Source organism: Dinoroseobacter shibae DFL 12 = DSM 16493 (assembly GCF_000018145.1).
GTDB classification, from domain to species: Bacteria; Pseudomonadota; Alphaproteobacteria; order Rhodobacterales; family Rhodobacteraceae; genus Dinoroseobacter; species Dinoroseobacter shibae.
In genome coordinates, this window is the sequence record NC_009952.1 from 2,934,618 (window position 1) to 2,949,782 (window position 15,165).

General features: G+C 68.7%; 20 protein-coding genes and 1 other RNA gene. 5 read left to right on the forward strand and 16 right to left on the reverse strand.

Annotated features, from left to right (window positions below; genetic code table 11):
• Nucleotides 1–94: 94 nt before the first annotated feature.
• The 4 genes from DSHI_RS14075 to DSHI_RS14090 are packed head-to-tail and all read right to left on the reverse strand — an operon-like array spanning nt 95 to nt 3,138.
• Complete coding sequence (locus tag DSHI_RS14075) at nt 95–553, reverse strand: CAP domain-containing protein (protein ID WP_012179433.1); 459 nt, start codon at nt 551–553, stop codon at nt 95–97.
• A complete protein-coding gene (locus DSHI_RS14080; protein WP_012179434.1) occupies nt 550–1,890 on the reverse strand; it encodes an 8-oxoguanine deaminase in 1,341 nt (446 codons plus the stop codon). Before DSHI_RS14080 ends, DSHI_RS14075 begins: the two co-directional genes overlap by 4 nt.
• Complete coding sequence (hisN, locus tag DSHI_RS14085; protein WP_012179435.1) at nt 1,887–2,708, reverse strand: histidinol-phosphatase; 822 nt, start codon at nt 2,706–2,708, stop codon at nt 1,887–1,889. The genes DSHI_RS14080 and hisN overlap by 4 nt, the downstream gene beginning before the upstream one ends.
• A 58-nt stretch (nt 2,709–2,766) precedes the next feature.
• Nucleotides 2,767–3,138: a helix-turn-helix domain-containing protein gene (locus DSHI_RS14090; protein WP_012179436.1), complete on the reverse strand. Its 372-nt coding sequence runs from the start codon at nt 3,136–3,138 to the stop codon at nt 2,767–2,769.
• 352 nt (nt 3,139–3,490) lie between these two features.
• On the opposite strand from DSHI_RS14090, the gene DSHI_RS14095 reads away from it, so the two are divergent.
• Complete coding sequence (locus tag DSHI_RS14095; protein ID WP_012179437.1) at nt 3,491–4,450, forward strand: NADPH:quinone oxidoreductase family protein; 960 nt, start codon at nt 3,491–3,493, stop codon at nt 4,448–4,450.
• A 176-nt stretch (nt 4,451–4,626) separates the two neighbouring features.
• Here DSHI_RS14095 and DSHI_RS14100 read toward each other — a convergent pair whose 3' ends face one another.
• Complete coding sequence (locus DSHI_RS14100) at nt 4,627–5,481, reverse strand: LysR family transcriptional regulator (protein WP_012179438.1); 855 nt, start codon at nt 5,479–5,481, stop codon at nt 4,627–4,629.
• 125 nt (nt 5,482–5,606) lie between these two features.
• On the opposite strand from DSHI_RS14100, the gene DSHI_RS14105 reads away from it, so the two are divergent.
• Both DSHI_RS14105 and DSHI_RS14110 read left to right on the forward strand, forming a co-directional pair.
• Nucleotides 5,607–5,825, forward strand: coding sequence for a DUF1127 domain-containing protein (locus DSHI_RS14105; protein WP_012179439.1), 219 nt, complete (start codon nt 5,607–5,609; stop codon nt 5,823–5,825).
• Between the two features lie 179 nt (nt 5,826–6,004).
• Complete coding sequence (locus DSHI_RS14110; protein ID WP_012179440.1) at nt 6,005–6,727, forward strand: Bax inhibitor-1/YccA family protein; 723 nt, start codon at nt 6,005–6,007, stop codon at nt 6,725–6,727.
• 69 nt (nt 6,728–6,796) lie between these two features.
• On the opposite strand, the gene DSHI_RS14115 is transcribed toward DSHI_RS14110, so the two are convergent.
• The 10 genes from DSHI_RS14115 to DSHI_RS14150 form a co-directional block, all read right to left on the reverse strand.
• Nucleotides 6,797–7,270 carry a hypothetical protein gene (locus tag DSHI_RS14115; RefSeq protein WP_012179441.1) on the reverse strand — a complete coding sequence of 158 codons (474 nt, stop codon included), beginning with the start codon at nt 7,268–7,270 and terminating at the stop codon, nt 6,797–6,799.
• Between the two features lie 77 nt (nt 7,271–7,347).
• A complete protein-coding gene (locus DSHI_RS22380) occupies nt 7,348–7,500 on the reverse strand; it encodes a hypothetical protein (protein WP_157865339.1) in 153 nt (50 codons plus the stop codon).
• A gap of 96 nt (nt 7,501–7,596) precedes the next feature.
• Nucleotides 7,597–7,764 carry a 50S ribosomal protein L33 gene (gene rpmG / locus DSHI_RS14120; protein ID WP_012179442.1) on the reverse strand — a complete coding sequence of 56 codons (168 nt, stop codon included), beginning with the start codon at nt 7,762–7,764 and terminating at the stop codon, nt 7,597–7,599.
• 132 nt (nt 7,765–7,896) lie between these two features.
• Nucleotides 7,897–8,385, reverse strand: coding sequence for a PAS domain-containing protein (locus DSHI_RS14125; protein WP_012179443.1), 489 nt, complete (start codon nt 8,383–8,385; stop codon nt 7,897–7,899).
• A gap of 77 nt (nt 8,386–8,462) precedes the next feature.
• Nucleotides 8,463–8,846: RNase P RNA component class A (rnpB, locus tag DSHI_RS21530), an RNA gene on the reverse strand.
• An 11-nt stretch (nt 8,847–8,857) separates the two neighbouring features.
• Nucleotides 8,858–9,589 carry an N-acetylmuramoyl-L-alanine amidase gene (locus DSHI_RS14130; RefSeq protein ID WP_085930400.1) on the reverse strand — a complete coding sequence of 244 codons (732 nt, stop codon included), beginning with the start codon at nt 9,587–9,589 and terminating at the stop codon, nt 8,858–8,860.
• Nucleotides 9,550–10,119 carry a hypothetical protein gene (locus DSHI_RS14135; RefSeq protein ID WP_050757850.1) on the reverse strand — a complete coding sequence of 190 codons (570 nt, stop codon included), beginning with the start codon at nt 10,117–10,119 and terminating at the stop codon, nt 9,550–9,552. Before DSHI_RS14135 ends, DSHI_RS14130 begins: the two co-directional genes overlap by 40 nt.
• Before the next feature lie 66 nt (nt 10,120–10,185).
• Complete coding sequence (gene gatA, locus DSHI_RS14140) at nt 10,186–11,673, reverse strand: Asp-tRNA(Asn)/Glu-tRNA(Gln) amidotransferase subunit GatA (RefSeq protein WP_012179446.1); 1,488 nt, start codon at nt 11,671–11,673, stop codon at nt 10,186–10,188.
• Between the two features lie 4 nt (nt 11,674–11,677).
• A complete protein-coding gene (gene gatC, locus DSHI_RS14145; protein WP_012179447.1) occupies nt 11,678–11,965 on the reverse strand; it encodes an Asp-tRNA(Asn)/Glu-tRNA(Gln) amidotransferase subunit GatC in 288 nt (95 codons plus the stop codon).
• A gap of 36 nt (nt 11,966–12,001) precedes the next feature.
• Complete coding sequence (locus DSHI_RS14150) at nt 12,002–12,667, reverse strand: ceramidase domain-containing protein (protein ID WP_012179448.1); 666 nt, start codon at nt 12,665–12,667, stop codon at nt 12,002–12,004.
• 53 nt (nt 12,668–12,720) lie between these two features.
• Between DSHI_RS14150 and DSHI_RS14155 the strand changes: the two genes are divergently transcribed.
• Complete coding sequence (locus tag DSHI_RS14155) at nt 12,721–13,413, forward strand: metal-dependent hydrolase (protein ID WP_012179449.1); 693 nt, start codon at nt 12,721–12,723, stop codon at nt 13,411–13,413.
• A 165-nt stretch (nt 13,414–13,578) separates the two neighbouring features.
• On the opposite strand, the gene DSHI_RS14160 is transcribed toward DSHI_RS14155, so the two are convergent.
• Nucleotides 13,579–14,034 carry a nucleoside deaminase gene (locus DSHI_RS14160; protein ID WP_012179450.1) on the reverse strand — a complete coding sequence of 152 codons (456 nt, stop codon included), beginning with the start codon at nt 14,032–14,034 and terminating at the stop codon, nt 13,579–13,581.
• An 84-nt stretch (nt 14,035–14,118) separates the two neighbouring features.
• Here DSHI_RS14160 and DSHI_RS14165 point away from each other — a divergent pair, with 84 nt between their 5' ends.
• On the forward strand, nt 14,119–15,087 hold the full coding sequence (locus tag DSHI_RS14165; protein WP_012179451.1) for a pseudouridine synthase: 969 nt from the start codon (nt 14,119–14,121) through the stop codon (nt 15,085–15,087).
• Nucleotides 15,088–15,165 lie beyond the last annotated feature (78 nt).

The window sequence follows — 15,165 nt, forward strand, 5'->3', positions numbered from 1 at the left end:
GCGCGTCGCCGGGGCGGGGGCGCTGCCCCCGCACCCCCGGAGTATTTTTACACAAATGAAGAGGAAAACGCCTGGGGAGAGGTGCGGCGGCAACTCAACAGGCCCGGGCCAGGGTCAGCACCCAGATGTTTCCGGGTCCGCGTCCGGCCCCGGCGGCGCGGGGGTTCGGGCTGAGCATGTTGGACCGGTGACCTTCGGACCGGGTCCAGCTTCCGAGAACGGTGCCCGCGTCCGGCTGCCCCTTGGCCAGGTTCTCCGCCGCATAACAGGCGTCGTAGCCCGCCGCCCGCATCCGGCGCAGCGGGGTGGAGCCATCTGGCGCCCTGTGGTCGAAATAGCCTTTTTGCGCCATGTCGGCGGCATGGGCCATGGCCGCCGCCGACAGCGCCGGATCTTCGGCCAAGGCTGCCACGCCGACGGCCGACCGCGCCTCGTTCACCGCGGCGATCAGATCCGGCGCGGGCAGCGCGCGGCTCGGCCCGGGTTGCGTCGGCGCCTGCGGCGCGCTGCAGCCCGCCAGCCCCAGCGCCAGAGCCCAAAGCGCCCGCCTCATGCCATCAACCTCGCCAGGCGGCGGGCTTGCTCCGCCGCCAGCGCCCGGGCATCCCGATGCACCAGTTGCCCCGCGCGCACCACAGCGCGCCCCTCGACGAGCAGGTCGCGCACACGCCCCGGCCCCGACAGCAGCAGCGCCGCCACCGGATCCCAGGCGCCGGCTGCCTCCAGCCCCGACACGTCCCAGATCGCCAGGTCCGCGCGCTTGCCCAGCGCCAGCTGGCCCAGATCGTCGCGACCCAGCACCTGCGCGCCGCCGCGCGTGGCGATCTCCAGCATCTCGCGCGCCGCCATGGCATCCGCCCCGGTCTGCACCCGCTGCAGCAGCAGCGCCATACGCGCCTCGGCGATCAGGCTGCCCGCGTCATTCGATGCCGACCCATCTACGCCCAGCGCCACCGGCACGCCCGCATCCCGCATCGCCCGCACCGGCGCGATGCCGGAGCCGAGCCGACAGTTCGAGCACGGGCAATGGGCCACCCCGGTGCGCGACCGGGCGAAAAGCTCGATCTCCGCCGCATCGAGTTTCACGCAATGGGCATGCCAGACATCCGGCCCGGTCCAGCCCAGATCCTCCGCGTACTGGCCCGGACGACAGCCGAACTGCGCCTCGGAATAGGCGATGTCCTCGGCGTTTTCGGCCAGATGGGTGTGCAGCCGCACGCCCTTGTCCCGCGCCAGCAGCGCCGCGTCGCGCATCAGCTCCCGGCTGACCGAGAAGGGCGAGCACGGCGCCACCCCCACCTGCACCATCGCCCCAGGCGACGGGTCGTGGAAGGCGTCGATCACCCGGATGCAATCCTCGAGAATCGCCGCCTCGTCCTCCACCAGCGCGTCGGGGGGCAGACCGCCCGCGCTCTCGCCGATGCTCATGGCGCCGCGGGTGGGATGAAACCGCAGCCCGATATTGGCCGCCGCCTCGATCGTATCCTCCAGCCGCACGCCGTTGGGATAAAGGTAGAGGTGATCCGAACTCAGCGTACAGCCGGTCAGCGCCAGCTCCGCCAGGCCTACCTCCGCCGACACCCGCATATCCTCCGGCCCCATCCGCGCCCAGATCGGATAGAGCGCCTTCAGCCACCCGAAAAGCAGCGCGTCCTGCGCCGCGGGCACCCCCCGGGTCAGGGTCTGGAAAAGATGGTGATGGGTGTTGATCAGCCCCGGCGTGACCACGCAGCCCGCCGCGTCGATCACCTCCGCCCCGTCCGTGGCCAGTCCCGGCCCGATCTCGGCGATCACCCCGTCCCGCAGGCGCAGATCGCACTCGGGCAGCTCACGCCGCGCGTCGTCCATGGTGACCAGCACCCGGGCATTCCGAACCAGGATCTCGGTCATGCCGGCACCTTGCGCAGGATCTCCAGGGCGGCGGCATGCACCTCCGGCCCGCCCGCCGCCAGCACCCGGCCCCCGCCATGGGCCGGACCGCCCTGCCAGTCGGTGACGATCCCGCCTGCGGCCTCGATCACCGCGATGGGCGCGCAGATGTCATAGGGTTGCAACCCGGCCTCGATCACCAGGTCGATCTGCCCCGCCGCCAGCAACCCGTAGGCATAACAATCCATCCCGAACCGCGTCAGCCGACAGACCCGGGCGACGGCCTCGAACCCGGCGCGCTCCGCCGCGGTGCCGATCTCGGGAAAGGTGGTGAATACCGTGGCCTCGGACAGGCCCGCCACCCGGCGCGTGGCCAGCGGCAAGCTGCCGTGCGGGCCGTCGAGGCGCGCGCGTCCGGCGCCGCCCATGAACCGCTCGGCCGTGTAGGGCTGGTCGATGATCCCGATCCGCGGACCGTCGCGATCACTCAGCGCGATCAGAACGCCCCAGGTGGGTGTGCCGCTCATATAGGCCCGGGTGCCGTCGATCGGATCGAGCACCCAGGTCAGGCCAGATGTCCCCGCCTGCGCGCCGTACTCTTCGCCGAGAATGCCGTCATCGGGCCGTTCGACCGCCAGCAGATCGCGCATCGCGCGCTCCGCCGCCCGGTCCGCCTCGGTCACGGGATCGAACGCGGCCACCCCAGCCTTGTTCTCGATCCCGAGCCCGTGCTGCCGGAACTGCGCCAGGGTCGGACCCCGTGCTGCCTGCGCAAGAGCCTCCGCGACCTGCCACAGCCGGTCCGCCGGAAAGCCCCACTCTTCGCCTGTCTTGCCCATCGGGTCCGCTCCGCGATGTTTCCACCGCGCTACAGACCGCCCCGGGTCAGGTCAAGCCTCAGGCCGCGTCGCTGAGCACGCGCGCCAGGTCGAACAGGCGGCGGCGCTGGGTCTCGGGGATCGCGTAGTAGGAGCGGACGAGCTCCAGCGCTTCCTTGTCCGACAGCAGGTCGCCCGGCATGTCGATATCGTGGGTCTGGGCCACCTGTGCCGCGCCCAGCCCTTCGAAGAAGAAGCTCACCGGCACACCAAGGGAGGACGCGATTTCCCACAAACGAGACGCACTGACCCGGTTCATCCCGGTTTCGTACTTCTGGATCTGCTGGAATTTGATCCCCACCTTGTCGGCCAGTTGCTGCTGGGTCATGCCCACCATCCAGCGACGGTGCCGCACACGCTTGCCCACATGGACATCAACGGGATGTTTCATTGAACGCTCCTTTTCTCCTGAGGGTTTAACAAGCAAGAACCATGCCAAGCTCGCCAACCTTGGAAAAAAATTCCCGAAACCAACTACAAACGGCGACTCGCCCTGAGAAAATGTACCAGTTCTGAAATGCCAAGGTGCTAACGCGGCGCGCCCCAAGCGGGTTATCGCCGGTCGGTACGAGTCGCCCTATAGGTGTTTCGCATTTTGCATTGCATTTTGCAATACATCTCTAGGTAGATTCCCGTTTTGCGCATTTGCCGCCCGCAAGCACGCCCGGATCGTCGCGGCCACGGCGCTGGCTGTCGCCCCAGCGGCGGGCTAGGGTGCCGCCAACCCTGACCCGGAGACCCCGATGCGCGCCTTTCGCACCCATGCCCATGATGCCCCCCCCGCCCTCGAAGACATCCCCGTCCCCGATCCCGGCCCGGGGGAGTTGCGCCTGCGGATCGCGGCCTGCGGGCTGAATTTCGCCGACCTTCTGATGGCCAGGGGCCAGTACCAGGAGCAGCCGCCCCTGCCCCTCACCCTGGGGATGGAGGTCGCAGGCACCGTGGACGCGCTCGGCCCCGACACGACCGGGCCGGCGCCGGGCACCCGCGTCGCGGTGTTCGGCGGGCAAGGCGGGCTGGCCAAGTACGGCGTCTTTCCGGCGGCCCGCTGCGTCCCGCTGCCCGACGGCATGCCGGAGACCGAGGCGGCGGGCTTCCAGATCGCCTATGGCACCTCCCACCTCGCGCTGAGCCACACCGCACGGCTGCAACCGGGCGAGACCCTGCTGGTGCTCGGGGCTGCGGGCGGCGTCGGGCTGACGGCGGTGGAAATCGGCAAGCTCATGGGCGCCACCGTCATCGCCAGCGCCCGCGGCCCCGCGAAACTCGACCAGGCGCGCAAGGCCGGGGCCGACCACCTGGTCGACAGCGACACCGACGACCTGCGCGAGGCGGTCAAATCCCTGGGCGGCGCGGACGTGGTCTATGACCCGGTGGGCGGGGCGGCCTTCACCGAGGCGCTCCGCGCCTGCAAGCCCGAGGCGCGTATGCTGTTGATCGGCTTTGCCTCCGGCGATCTGCCCGAGATCAAGCCCAACCACCTGCTGGTCAAGAATGTCTCGGTGCAGGGCTTTTACTGGGGCGGATTTCTCAACTTCAACCCGACCGCCCTCACCGACAGCCTGGCGCAGCTGTTCGACTGGTACGCCCAGGGCCGCATCAAACCCCATGTCAGCCACGTCCTGCCGCTGGAGAAAGCCGCCGACGGGCTCGACCTGCTGCGCAGCCGTCGCTCCACCGGCAAGGTCGTCATCACCCCCTGACCCTGCGTCCCCGGCCCCGCACCCGAGGCCCGCACGCCGCGCCCAAGCCCCAGATGACAGCTCCCACCCCCAAACGCCCCCATCGTCCCGTCCCGCGTTGTGCCCCCCCAGGCCCTCGACCGTTTACGCGACACGCACCAGAGGCACGCCAGGACACGCGCCTCAACGGCCCGGCATCACAGCTGCGCATAGGCCTGCCGCACCAGCCCCGCCAGCGCGTCGCGCACCGGGTCGTGGGCACCGTTATGTCCGTAGAGCACGATCTTCTTCGTGGTCAGCTTGGGCAATTCACCCCCATGGGCGATCCGTTCCAGATGGGCGGGCTCGGTGCCCTCCAGCACCGCGTGTACCCCCATATCCGCCGCGACGATCGGCTCGATGGTGCGCGCCGATTCCGCCTGCACCCGCATGGTCCACTCGATTCCCGCCGCATCCAGCGCCCGCTGCACGGAGTCGCGAAACAGGCAGCTCTGCTCGAAGGCCAGCGGCAGCGGCCGCTTGCGCCAGGCCTGACCGCCAACCGCCCCCAGCCAGATCAACGGCAGCTCCACCAGCGCCTCGCCGCCCGGGCCCGCCGCATCCTCCGTGGTCAGGATCAGATCGCAGCTCCCATCGGCCAGGTATTCCTTTAGCTGCACCGTGAAGCTGGAAATCAGATCGACCCGCACCCGCGGAAATTCCTGCGTGAACCGCGCCAGCACCTGCGGAATCGCCGGATAGACGATGTCGTGGGGCACGCCCAGCGCGATCTGCCCCTCGAAGGCATGATCCGTCATCCGCGCATAAACCTCGTCGTTCAGCGCCAGCATCCGCCGGGCATAGGACAACAGCTGATCGCCCGTGGGCGTCAACGCCACCCCCCGCCCCGTCCGGTCCAGAAGCGCCAGCCCGAGGTTCTCCTCCAGCCGCTTGAGCTGCATGGATACCGCCGATTGCGTCAGGTTCAGCATCCCCGCCGCCTTGGTCACGCCGCCGGATTCCGCCACGGACACGAAAGAGCGCAGGGCCGTCAGGTCGAGATTACGGGGCATCCATCACATTCCTTGAACTAAGCTATCACAATCATTCGTTTCAAAAATCTATCATGCTGCGCCATATACATCAACGTACTCGATACAAGGCGCTCCACCCATACGATTCCGGAAAGGAAAGACCCATGCCCGCACACACCCTCTCCCGCCCGATCCGCGGCCAGGCCGCCCTGCCGTCGCTGTCCCGCCGGGCCCTGTCCGCGCTTGTCGGGCTGTGGCGCACGCGGCGGGCGCTGCGCGATCTCGACGACCGGATGCTGCGCGACATCGGCGTCTCCCGCAGCGAGGCCCTGACCGAAGCCCGGCGCCCGATCTGGGACGTGCCCACCGGCTGGCGCCGCTGATCCGGCAAAAACCTGCGCGAAAAACACGCATTTTTTCCCAGCCCGTGTAAAAATTGAGAAAATCGCAGGCCACCCGGGGCCGATTGTCCCGGGTGAACCCTTGAAAATGCGCCCTCCTTGGCCAATATTTAGCCCAACCGGGCCGCGCCATCGGTCCGTTCTTTTTCAAGGAGGGTTCTATGGCACAATATGACACGATCCGCACGGCCGGCGCAGGCGTGCGCACCGCGCAGATCGATGAGGGCCTGCGCGCCCATTTCAACAAGGTCTACGGCCTGATGTCCGTCGCCATGGTGCTCACCGGCGCCGTGGCCTGGGCGGTCGGCACGAACGAAGCCATGCTCGCCGCGATCTTCGCAACCCCGATGAAGTGGGTCGTGATGTTCGCGCCGCTCATCATGGTCTTCGCCTTCTCGGCCATGATCAACAAGATGTCCGCCGCCGCGGCCCAGGTGTTCTTCTACACCTTCGCGGCCGCCATGGGCCTGTCGATCAGCTTCATCTTCGCGGTCTATACCGGCGTCTCCATCGCCTCGACCTTCCTCGTGACCGCGATCGCCTTCGCATCGCTCAGCCTCTTCGGCTACACCACGAAGAAGGATCTCAGCAGCTGGGGCCGCTTCCTGTTCATGGGCGTGATCGGCCTGATCGTGGCTTCGATCATCAACCTCTTCCTCGGCTCCCCGGCGATCGCCTTCGCCGTGTCCAGCCTCGGGGTGCTGATCTTTGCCGCCCTGACCGCCTACGACACGCAGCGCATCAAGACCGAATATATCGAGCATGCGCAGTACGGCGACCAGGAATGGCTGAACAAGTCCGCCATCATGGGCGCGCTCAGCCTCTACATCAACTTCATCAACCTGTTCATGTTCCTGCTGCAGTTCCTCGGCAATCGCGAGTAACGCCAGCGACAGGCAGACACAGGAAAGCCGGCCCTCGGGCCGGCTTTTTCGTTGCGCACGCCAACCGGCTCAGAGGCAGCTCAACGCCGCCGCATAGCGCGCCCCGCTCTGCCAGACCGGCCCCGTGGCGCTGCACAGGGTCACCGAGGGTGCCAGCGACTTGAACGCTTCCGACAGATCGAAGGCCGCCGCCCCGTCCGTCACCGTGCCGACGAGGAAGTCCTGCCCGTCATAGCGCACCTGGGCCACGTCCAGAATCTCTCCGCTGACCTTCATCGCCACGCCGGGCGCGGCGCTGCCCGCCTCCATCGCCCGCGCCGCCGCCAGATCGGACGAGACCGGCATGCCGTCGCCCGAACTGAACGCGTAGCGCGGCGCCGGTTCCACGTAATCGGCAATCGCCGCCTGCTCCGCCCGCTTGGCCGCGATTGCCGTGCTGGTGGCCCCGACCGGGTGCTTGTCGAACGCCTCCGGCGGCGGTGGCGCGCAGGCCGCGAGCAGCCCGGCAACGGGCAAGGCGAGACAGGGATAGATGCGGCGCATGACGGGCCCTCCGGGTTGAAACCGCACCAAAGCACCATGCAAAAACGGCAGCCCCAAGGCGCAGCCATGGCAAAACCTCACGGATCGCGCCGCATCTGCACCGCCGGAACCCCGATCTTCGTCAGGCCAGGCGGCACCGACAGGCCACGCACCGCCCGCGGGCCCAACGCCGCGTAGAACGGCACCGCCATCAGGGTCGAGACCGCCTCGCTCCGCGCGATCCGCGCCATGGCAATCACGCGCTGCCTGCCCCCCCCCCCCCCCCGAAAATGCGAAAGCCGCGCTCGGGGCGCGGCTTGTCGGGTCGGATCGCAAGGGCGGGCAGATTACTTGATCTTGCCTTCCTTGTATTCCACGTGCTTGCGCGCGACCGGGTCGTATTTCCGCACGACCATCTTCTCGGTCATGGTGCGGGCGTTCTTCTTGGTCACGTAGAAATGGCCGGTATCCGCTGTCGAGTTGAGGCGGATCTTGATGGTGGTCGGCTTCGCCATGTCGCGGTCTCCTGGCAGAATGGGCGGGCGAGAGTCGTCCCACGACCCCCGAACAGATTGAACCCCGGCTTTTACCGGCACCCGCGCGGCTGTCAACCGCGATTCGACACCGATCCCGCCGCGCGCCGGTGCCTATCCAGCCCGGGACCGCATATGGGCCACGCGCCGCGCAGCCGTGATTTCGCGCAGCGCCACCAGAACCGCCGACTTGCGCGCCGGACCCGTGCCGGTCTCGCCCAGGGGCAAGGGGCTCAGCACCGCCTCCCAGAACTGGGCACTGCCCGGATCGGGCATCCGCGAGATCTGGATGGTCAATTCGCGCAGCTCGGTCACCGCCATCTCCAGCGCGCCCAGCGCCAGGGGCCGGCTCTCCTTCGGCCACAGGGAGGTCCAGCGCGCCCCGCGCAGATCGTCGCCGCCGGGGAACGCCTCCGCGCCGGACACCGCCAGGATGGTGCCGTTGTCACTGATCAGAAGCAGGCTCTGCCCCAGCTTGGCGGCCATCACATCCAGCAGGCCGTGCACGAAGCTAAGATGGATGGATTCGCTCTTGGTCGAGGTCGCAGGATCCAGCGCAAACAGGCCCGAACGCGGACCAAAATTGCCGGGGATGTCTTCCATTCTGTCCTCTCGGGCTGCTGGACAGGATGGAGTGTAACACAAAACTGACAGTTTGACAGTCTAAAAAAGTTTACAGTATGCGCGGAGGGGCCTGTAAGCCGGATTCTGTCCAGGGGGCGGACCCCCGTGGATGACCATTCCTCTGGGCGACCGATTGCCCGGCCGCTCTAGCTGCCAACCCGGACCTCTGGGCTGAAGCGGCCCCGCGCCTTGCGACGCGACGAGGTCCCTATTTGGCATTGCTCCCGGTGGGGCTTGCCGTGCCGGGGCTGTTACCAGCCCCGCGGTGGGCTCTTACCCCACCGTTTCACCCTGACCCGCCCTGTGGCAGGCGGTCTTTTCTCTGTGGCGCTTTCCGTCGGATCACTCCGCCCGGGCGTTACCCGGCACCGTCTCTTCGTGGAGTCCGGACTTTCCTCTCGAACCGAAACATCGGCCCAAGCGGCCATCCAGCCCCCCGCGCCCGGTGGACCTAGCCCGAGACAGGCGGCGGGTCAACGGGCCAGCGCGCGGCCAGGTCCGCCGCAAGCCCCATGTCCTCGGGCGCCAGTGGCCCCGTCGCCCCGGGCCGGAACCGCGCCCGGAAGGCCGCCAGCCGGGTCTCCGCGTCCACCTCCGCCGTCATCCCGAACCGGGCGAGGTCCGCTGCGAAACGCGCAGGATCCGGCGCCGCGCCCGCCGCCGCCCCCTCGGGCCAGATCGACAGCCCCCGCCGCGCCAGCCGCCGCCAGTCGAACCGCGGGCCGGGGTCGATCTTGCGGCCCGGGGCGAGGTCGGAATGCCCGATCACCCCTTTGCGCGGGATGCCATGTCGCGTGAGTATATCGCCCAGCAGCCCCTCCAGCGCGTCCATCAGCGGCGCGCTGAACGGGCTGGTCCCGTCATTGTCCAGCTCGATCCCGATCGATGCGGAATTCACATCCGTGCAGCCGCCCCAGGCCCCCGCCCCCGCGTGCCAGGCGCGCAGATGCTCCGGCACCAGCCGCATCACCGCCCCGTCCCGGCCGATCACGTAATGGGCCGAGACCTGCGCCCGGGGCGCGCAGAGCCAGTCCGCCGCCCCCTGCGCATCCGCCATCGCGGTGTAATGCAGCACCACCAGCCGCGGCACCGCCCCGTCCCGGCGCGGCCCGCAATTGGGCGAGCGTTGCTCGGCAATGGGGATCAGTTGCGCACCGCCATCCGGAACGGCGTGGGATCCCAGCCGCAGGCATAGCCGTCACCATCGGGGTCCAGACCGCGGCGATCCCGCTCCGGCCCGCCGCCCTCCAGGAACACCTGCTGCGCCTCGTTCGGGTTGGAATAGCGGTTGCAGTTGCTCCCTGAGCCCACCCGCAGGGTCGAGCGCGGATAGACCGCCCGCCCCACCGGATGCGACGTGGCCAGCGCGAACTCCACGATTGCCGCAAGGTCGCCCGAGGGCCGCTCCGGCAGCGCGGTGGGCTGGATCACCTGAAACATCTCGCGTTGCGCGGCGAGGCGCTGCTGGTCGGCCTCGATCGAGACCCGGTCCGATACCGCGTCGAAGTCGTTCTCATCCGAGATCCCCGCGCCCCGGCGCAGCAGATCCGGGTCCGGCGCCACCGCCGCCGCGCCCTCGGCCACCACCGGCGTGCCGTCCTCCGCGAACGCCATCGGCTGGCCGCTGACAAGGGCCGCATCCCGCGCCCGTTGCTCCGCGGTCATCACGTCGTTCGGCGGCACCGAGCTGCAGCCCGCCACAAGGACCAGCAAGCCCCCCCCAATCAAACCGGATAAACCGCGCATTTCCAAAGACCTCTGATCAGCGTTCGTGCCAGCTTACCACCAGCGGTTCGGCTTTGCCACAAAGCCCGCCGCCTGCTCCAGCGCGTAGGCCGTGTTGAGCAGGTCGCCCTCTTCCCAGGGCCGCCCGATCAGTTGCAGGCCCAGCGGCAGCCCCTGCTTGTCCAGCCCCGCGGGCACCGCGATCCCCGGCAGACCGGCCAGATTCACCGTCACCGTGAACACGTCATTGAGATACATCTGTACCGGGTCCGCCTCGGCCATCTCGCCCAGCCCGAAGGCCGCCGAGGGCGTGGCGGGCGTCAGGATCGCGTCCACGCCCGCGGCGAACACCTCGTCGAAATCCCGCTTGATCAGGGCGCGCACCTTCCGCGCCCGGTTATAATAGGCATCATAGAACCCCGCCGACAGAACGTAGGTCCCGATCATGATGCGGCGCTGCACCTCGTGCCCGAAGCCCTCGGCGCGGGTCTTCTCGTACATCTCGGTAATGCCGTCGCCCTGGGCGAGCTTGGCCCGATGCCCGAACCGCACCCCGTCATAGCGCGCCAGGTTCGACGACGCCTCGGCGGGCGCGATCACGTAATACGCGGGCAGCGCGTATTTCGTGTGCGGCAGGGTGATATCGCGCAATTCCGCGCCCGCGTCGCGCAGCATCTCGGCGCCGCGGGACCAGAGCGCCTCGATCTCCTCGGGCATCCCGTCCATGCGGTATTCCTTGGGAATGCCGATCACCTTGCCGCGAATGTCGCCGGTCAGCATCGCCTCGAAATCCGGCACCGGCAGGTCGGCAGAGGTCGAATCCTTGGGGTCGTGCCCGGCCATCGCCCCCAGCATGATCGCACAGTCGCGCACATCCTTGGTCATGGGCCCCGCCTGGTCCAGCGACGAGGCGAACGCCACGATCCCCCAGCGCGAGCAGCGGCCATAGGTGGGCTTGAGGCCCGTGATCCCGACGAAGGCCGCAGGCTGGCGGATCGACCCGCCGGTGTCGGTGCCCGTGGCCGCCAGACAAAGGTCCGCGGCCACCGCAGAGGCCGAGCCTCCGGAGGAGCCCCCCGGGGTCAGGGCCGTGTCCTCGTTGCCCCGGCGCCACGGGTTGACCGCGTTGCCATAGGTCGAGGTCTCGTTGGACGAGCCCATGGCGAACTCGTCCATGTTCAGCTTGCCCAGCATCACGGCACCGGCCGCGAAGAGCTGGCTGGTCACGGTGCTCTCGTATTCCGGCTTGAACCCGCCCAGGATCGCGGAGGCCGCTTGGGACGGCACGCCCTTGGTGCAGAAGAGATCCTTGATCCCCAGCGGGATGCCGCACATGGCGGGGGCATCTCCGGCCGCAAGCCGGGCATCCGCCGCCTCGGCCTGGGCGCGGGCCAGGTCGGGGGTGTTGTGCACGAACGCGCCCAGCGCACCCGCGCCCTCGACCTCCGCCAGGCAGGCCTCGGTCAACTCGGTGGCGGTGATCTCGCGGGCGCGCAGCTTGTCGCGGGCCGCGGCGATGGTCAGGGAAGACAGCTCCGACATGGGTCTACTCCACAACCTTGGGCACGGCGAAAAACCCCTCGCGGGCATCGGGCGCATTGGACAGGACCGCCGCCTGCTGGTCGCCATCGGTGACCACGTCTTCGCGGCGTTTCAGGCGCATGGGGGTGACCGAGGTCATCGGCTCGACATCGTCCACGTCGACCTCGTTGAGTTGCTCGATGAACCCGAGGATGTGATTGAACTCCCCCGCCAGGGCGGGCAGGGCGTCGTCTTCGACCTTGATCCGGGCGAGCTTCGCAACCCGGCGGGCGGTCTCGATATCAATGGACATGGGGGTGTGGCTCCGGTCAGCACTGTTTGGGCGGGTTTAGCCTTGGTCCGCGGGGCCTGCAAGCATGTGGCGGCGGTAGACCTCGATCATCCAGCCGAGCAGGATGCCGTTGAGGACATGCCACAGGAAATGGGTGCCCAGCGGGACCGCGGCGCAGAGCGGTTCGTCGATGGAACGGAAGGTCAGCGAGACGCAGAGAATCCCCGCCCCGATGGCCAGCCCCCGCGCGGTCCCGGGGGCGCGGCGGCGCAGCAGGATCGCATAGGCGAAGATCAGGACCGGCAGCGGCCAGTAGAAGGACGAGATGGCGAAGAAGGGGAGTGCTTCGAACACCGGGGTCAGGGCGGCGGTAAAGGGGATATAGGCCGAGGCGCCGAGGGCCGAGGCCCAGGCGCGCCAGCCCCAGAAATCCCGGTTCGCAGCGAAAATATAGACCAGGGTGAAGCCCACGATGGGGATCACATCGGCCAAGGCCGCCCAGACCTGCGCATGGGTGTGAAACAGGTAACTGCCCACCCCGATGGCCGCGAGCAACCCGCAGAGCACCCGGCCCAGGGGCAGGGATGCGGCGCCGATCCGCCGCCACATCACCCAGGCGGCGATCAGAAACGCGGCATTGGTCAGCGCATTGACCGGCTCGGCCCAATAGGACGGGTCCACCCGCTCGCAATAGCCGTCGATCTGCCGCAGCAGGCCTTCCATTCTGGTCCCTCCTTGCTAGGCTGGCAGCTAGGTGCAAGAGGGAGAGAGACCAGATGAAAATCACCTGGATGGGGCATGGCAGTTTCCGGATCGAGATCGCGGATCAGGTGCTGCTGATCGACCCGTGGATCACCGGCAACCCGGTGTTTCCGGCGGATCGGCGTGACGCGGCGCTGGCGGGGGCGACCCATATCCTGATCACCCACGGGCATGGCGACCACACCGCCGATGCCGTGGCGCTGTCGAAGGAGCTCGGCGCGCCCATCGTGGGGATCTACGACCTGATGAGCTATTGGGCCGAGACCGAGGGGGTCGAGACCGTGGGCTTCAACAAGGGCGGCACGGTCATGCTGGGCGATGTGGCGGTGACCATGGTGAACGCGGTGCATTCCTCGTCGCTCGGCACGGATCACGGGCCGATGTATGCGGGCGCCGAGGCGGGCTTCATGATCAAGGGCGAGGGCCGGACGGTCTATGTCTCGGGCGACACGGATGTGATGGCGGACATGAAGGTGTTCAACGACCTGCACCAGCCCGAGATCGGCATCCTCGCCAGCGGCGGGCATTTCACAATGGACATGGAGCGCGCGGCCTACGCGGCGCGGACCTTCTTCGATTTCAAGACGGTGATCCCGTGCCACTACAAGACCTTTCCCCTGCTGGCGCAATCGGCCCAGCCGCTGATCGACGGGCTGCCGGGCACGGATGTGCGCACGCCGGAGGTGATGGAGACGATCGAGCTGTGAGGTGGGGCCGGAAAGGTTAACGGCCGCCGGTCCGGAAGGGTCCGGCGCGCCGACAAGTTTTTTCGCAAAACCGGGCTGGATCAAGGGCTTCCAGAGATTTGTTTCGCGCGCGAAACATTACGGTTCTTGAATAGGTTACCGCATGACGGGCCGTGCCATGGGCCGTCAGGGGCGTCGCGCGGCGAAAAAATCCTTCAGCAGCGCCTCGGCTTGCGCCGCGGCGATGCCGTCGATGACCTCGGGCACATGGTGGCTCTGGGGGTGGGAGAAGACCCGCGCGCCATGGGCCACGCCGCCGGATTTGGGGTCCGCGGCACCATAGACCAGCCGGGCGATGCGCGCCGCGGCGATGGTGGCGGCGCAGATCGCACACGGCTCCAGCGTGACGTAGAGCACCGCGCCGGGCAGCCGCTCGGACCCGGCGGCGGCGCAGGCGGCGCGGATCGCCAGCACCTCGGCATGGGCGGTGGGATCCGACAGCTCGCGGGTGCGGTTGCCGGCGCGCGCCAGCACCTTCCCCGCGGGGTCGATCAGCACCGCGCCCACGGGCACCTCGCCGCGGGCGGCGGCGGCGCGGGCCTCGGCGAGGGCGATGTCCATATGGCGGGCGAAGGGCGACATGGGGAGGGTGATGCCGCGAGATCGCCCCGCTTGGCAAGGTGGAGAGGGCTTTCGCGCGGCGCCGGTCTCGGCTAAGCCCGCAGCATGGCTGACAACACCACTCCCCCCGGCGACCGGATCGCCAAGGTTCTGGCCCGCGCGGGCATCGCCTCGCGCCGGGAGGCGGAGCGCCTGATCGCCGAAGGGCGCGTGGCGGTGAACGGCAAGACCGTCGACAGCCCCGCGCTGAACGTGACGGAGGCCGACAAGATCACCTTCGACGGCACGCCCATCGCGGAACCGGAGCCGCCGCGCCTGTGGCGGTATCACAAGCCCGTGGGCCTGGTGACGACCGCGAAGGACGAGAAGGGCCGGGAGACGGTGTTCGACGCCCTGCCCGCGGACCTGCCCCGGGTGATGAGCGTCGGGCGGCTGGACCTGAATTCCGAGGGGCTGCTGCTGCTGACGAACGATGGCGAGATCAAGCGGCGGCTGGAGTTGCCCACCACGGGCTGGCTGCGGCGCTACCGGGTGCGGGTCAAGGGCGCGCCCACGGAGGACGACCTCGCCCCCCTGCGCGCGGGGATCGAGGTGGAGGGCGAGCGGTTCAAGCCGATGGAGGCGCGGCTCGACCGGCTTCAGGGGGCCAATGCCTGGCTGACCCTGGGGCTGCGCGAGGGGCGCAATCGCGAGATCCGGCGCGCCATGGGGGCGCTGGGGCTGGTGGTGAACCGGCTGATCCGCATCAGCTATGGCCCGTTCCGGCTGGGCGAGTTGAAACCGGGCGAGGTCGAGGAGATCAAGGGCCGCATCCTGCGCGAGCAATTGGGGCTGGAGAGCCCCGAGCCGCCCGTGGGCACCGCGCAGGCCAGGCCGAAACGCGGCCCAGGGCGCAAGCCCGGTGCAACGCCCGGTGGGAAGCCGACGGGAAAGCCCAGTAGGGCGCCGAATGCACGGCCGGGTGCCAAGCCGGGCGGCAAGCCAGGTGCGAAACCGGACCCCAAGCCAGGCGCGCGGGCCGGATCGGCCCGGCGCAAGGCCCCGGCGCGGCCGCGTCCGGAGCGGGGCCGTTAAGGCGGGGACAGGGCCAACACCGCCACGAGGCGGGATTGGGGCCCAAAACCTTCCCCGCGGGGAAGGTTTCACAGCGAT

What these genes read in the sequence shown, in the direction of transcription:
- DSHI_RS14075 (WP_012179433.1), bottom strand. Translation starts at nt 553, where the DNA reads ATGAGGCGGGCGCTTTGGGCTCTGGCGCTGGGGCTGGCGGGCTGCAGC.
- DSHI_RS14080 (WP_012179434.1), bottom strand. Translation starts at nt 1,890, where the DNA reads ATGACCGAGATCCTGGTTCGGAATGCCCGGGTGCTGGTCACCATGGAC.
- hisN (WP_012179435.1), bottom strand. Translation starts at nt 2,708, where the DNA reads ATGGGCAAGACAGGCGAAGAGTGGGGCTTTCCGGCGGACCGGCTGTGG.
- DSHI_RS14090 (WP_012179436.1), bottom strand. Translation starts at nt 3,138, where the DNA reads ATGAAACATCCCGTTGATGTCCATGTGGGCAAGCGTGTGCGGCACCGT.
- DSHI_RS14095 (WP_012179437.1), top strand. Translation starts at nt 3,491, where the DNA reads ATGCGCGCCTTTCGCACCCATGCCCATGATGCCCCCCCCGCCCTCGAA.
- DSHI_RS14100 (WP_012179438.1), bottom strand. Translation starts at nt 5,481, where the DNA reads ATGCCCCGTAATCTCGACCTGACGGCCCTGCGCTCTTTCGTGTCCGTG.
- DSHI_RS14105 (WP_012179439.1), top strand. Translation starts at nt 5,607, where the DNA reads ATGCCCGCACACACCCTCTCCCGCCCGATCCGCGGCCAGGCCGCCCTG.
- DSHI_RS14110 (WP_012179440.1), top strand. Translation starts at nt 6,005, where the DNA reads ATGGCACAATATGACACGATCCGCACGGCCGGCGCAGGCGTGCGCACC.
- DSHI_RS14115 (WP_012179441.1), bottom strand. Translation starts at nt 7,270, where the DNA reads ATGCGCCGCATCTATCCCTGTCTCGCCTTGCCCGTTGCCGGGCTGCTC.
- DSHI_RS22380 (WP_157865339.1), bottom strand. Translation starts at nt 7,500, where the DNA reads ATGGCGCGGATCGCGCGGAGCGAGGCGGTCTCGACCCTGATGGCGGTG.
- rpmG (WP_012179442.1), bottom strand. Translation starts at nt 7,764, where the DNA reads ATGGCGAAGCCGACCACCATCAAGATCCGCCTCAACTCGACAGCGGAT.
- DSHI_RS14125 (WP_012179443.1), bottom strand. Translation starts at nt 8,385, where the DNA reads ATGGAAGACATCCCCGGCAATTTTGGTCCGCGTTCGGGCCTGTTTGCG.
- gatA (WP_012179446.1), bottom strand. Translation starts at nt 11,673, where the DNA reads ATGTCGGAGCTGTCTTCCCTGACCATCGCCGCGGCCCGCGACAAGCTG.
- gatC (WP_012179447.1), bottom strand. Translation starts at nt 11,965, where the DNA reads ATGTCCATTGATATCGAGACCGCCCGCCGGGTTGCGAAGCTCGCCCGG.
- DSHI_RS14150 (WP_012179448.1), bottom strand. Translation starts at nt 12,667, where the DNA reads ATGGAAGGCCTGCTGCGGCAGATCGACGGCTATTGCGAGCGGGTGGAC.
- DSHI_RS14155 (WP_012179449.1), top strand. Translation starts at nt 12,721, where the DNA reads ATGAAAATCACCTGGATGGGGCATGGCAGTTTCCGGATCGAGATCGCG.
- DSHI_RS14160 (WP_012179450.1), bottom strand. Translation starts at nt 14,034, where the DNA reads ATGTCGCCCTTCGCCCGCCATATGGACATCGCCCTCGCCGAGGCCCGC.
- DSHI_RS14165 (WP_012179451.1), top strand. Translation starts at nt 14,119, where the DNA reads ATGGCTGACAACACCACTCCCCCCGGCGACCGGATCGCCAAGGTTCTG.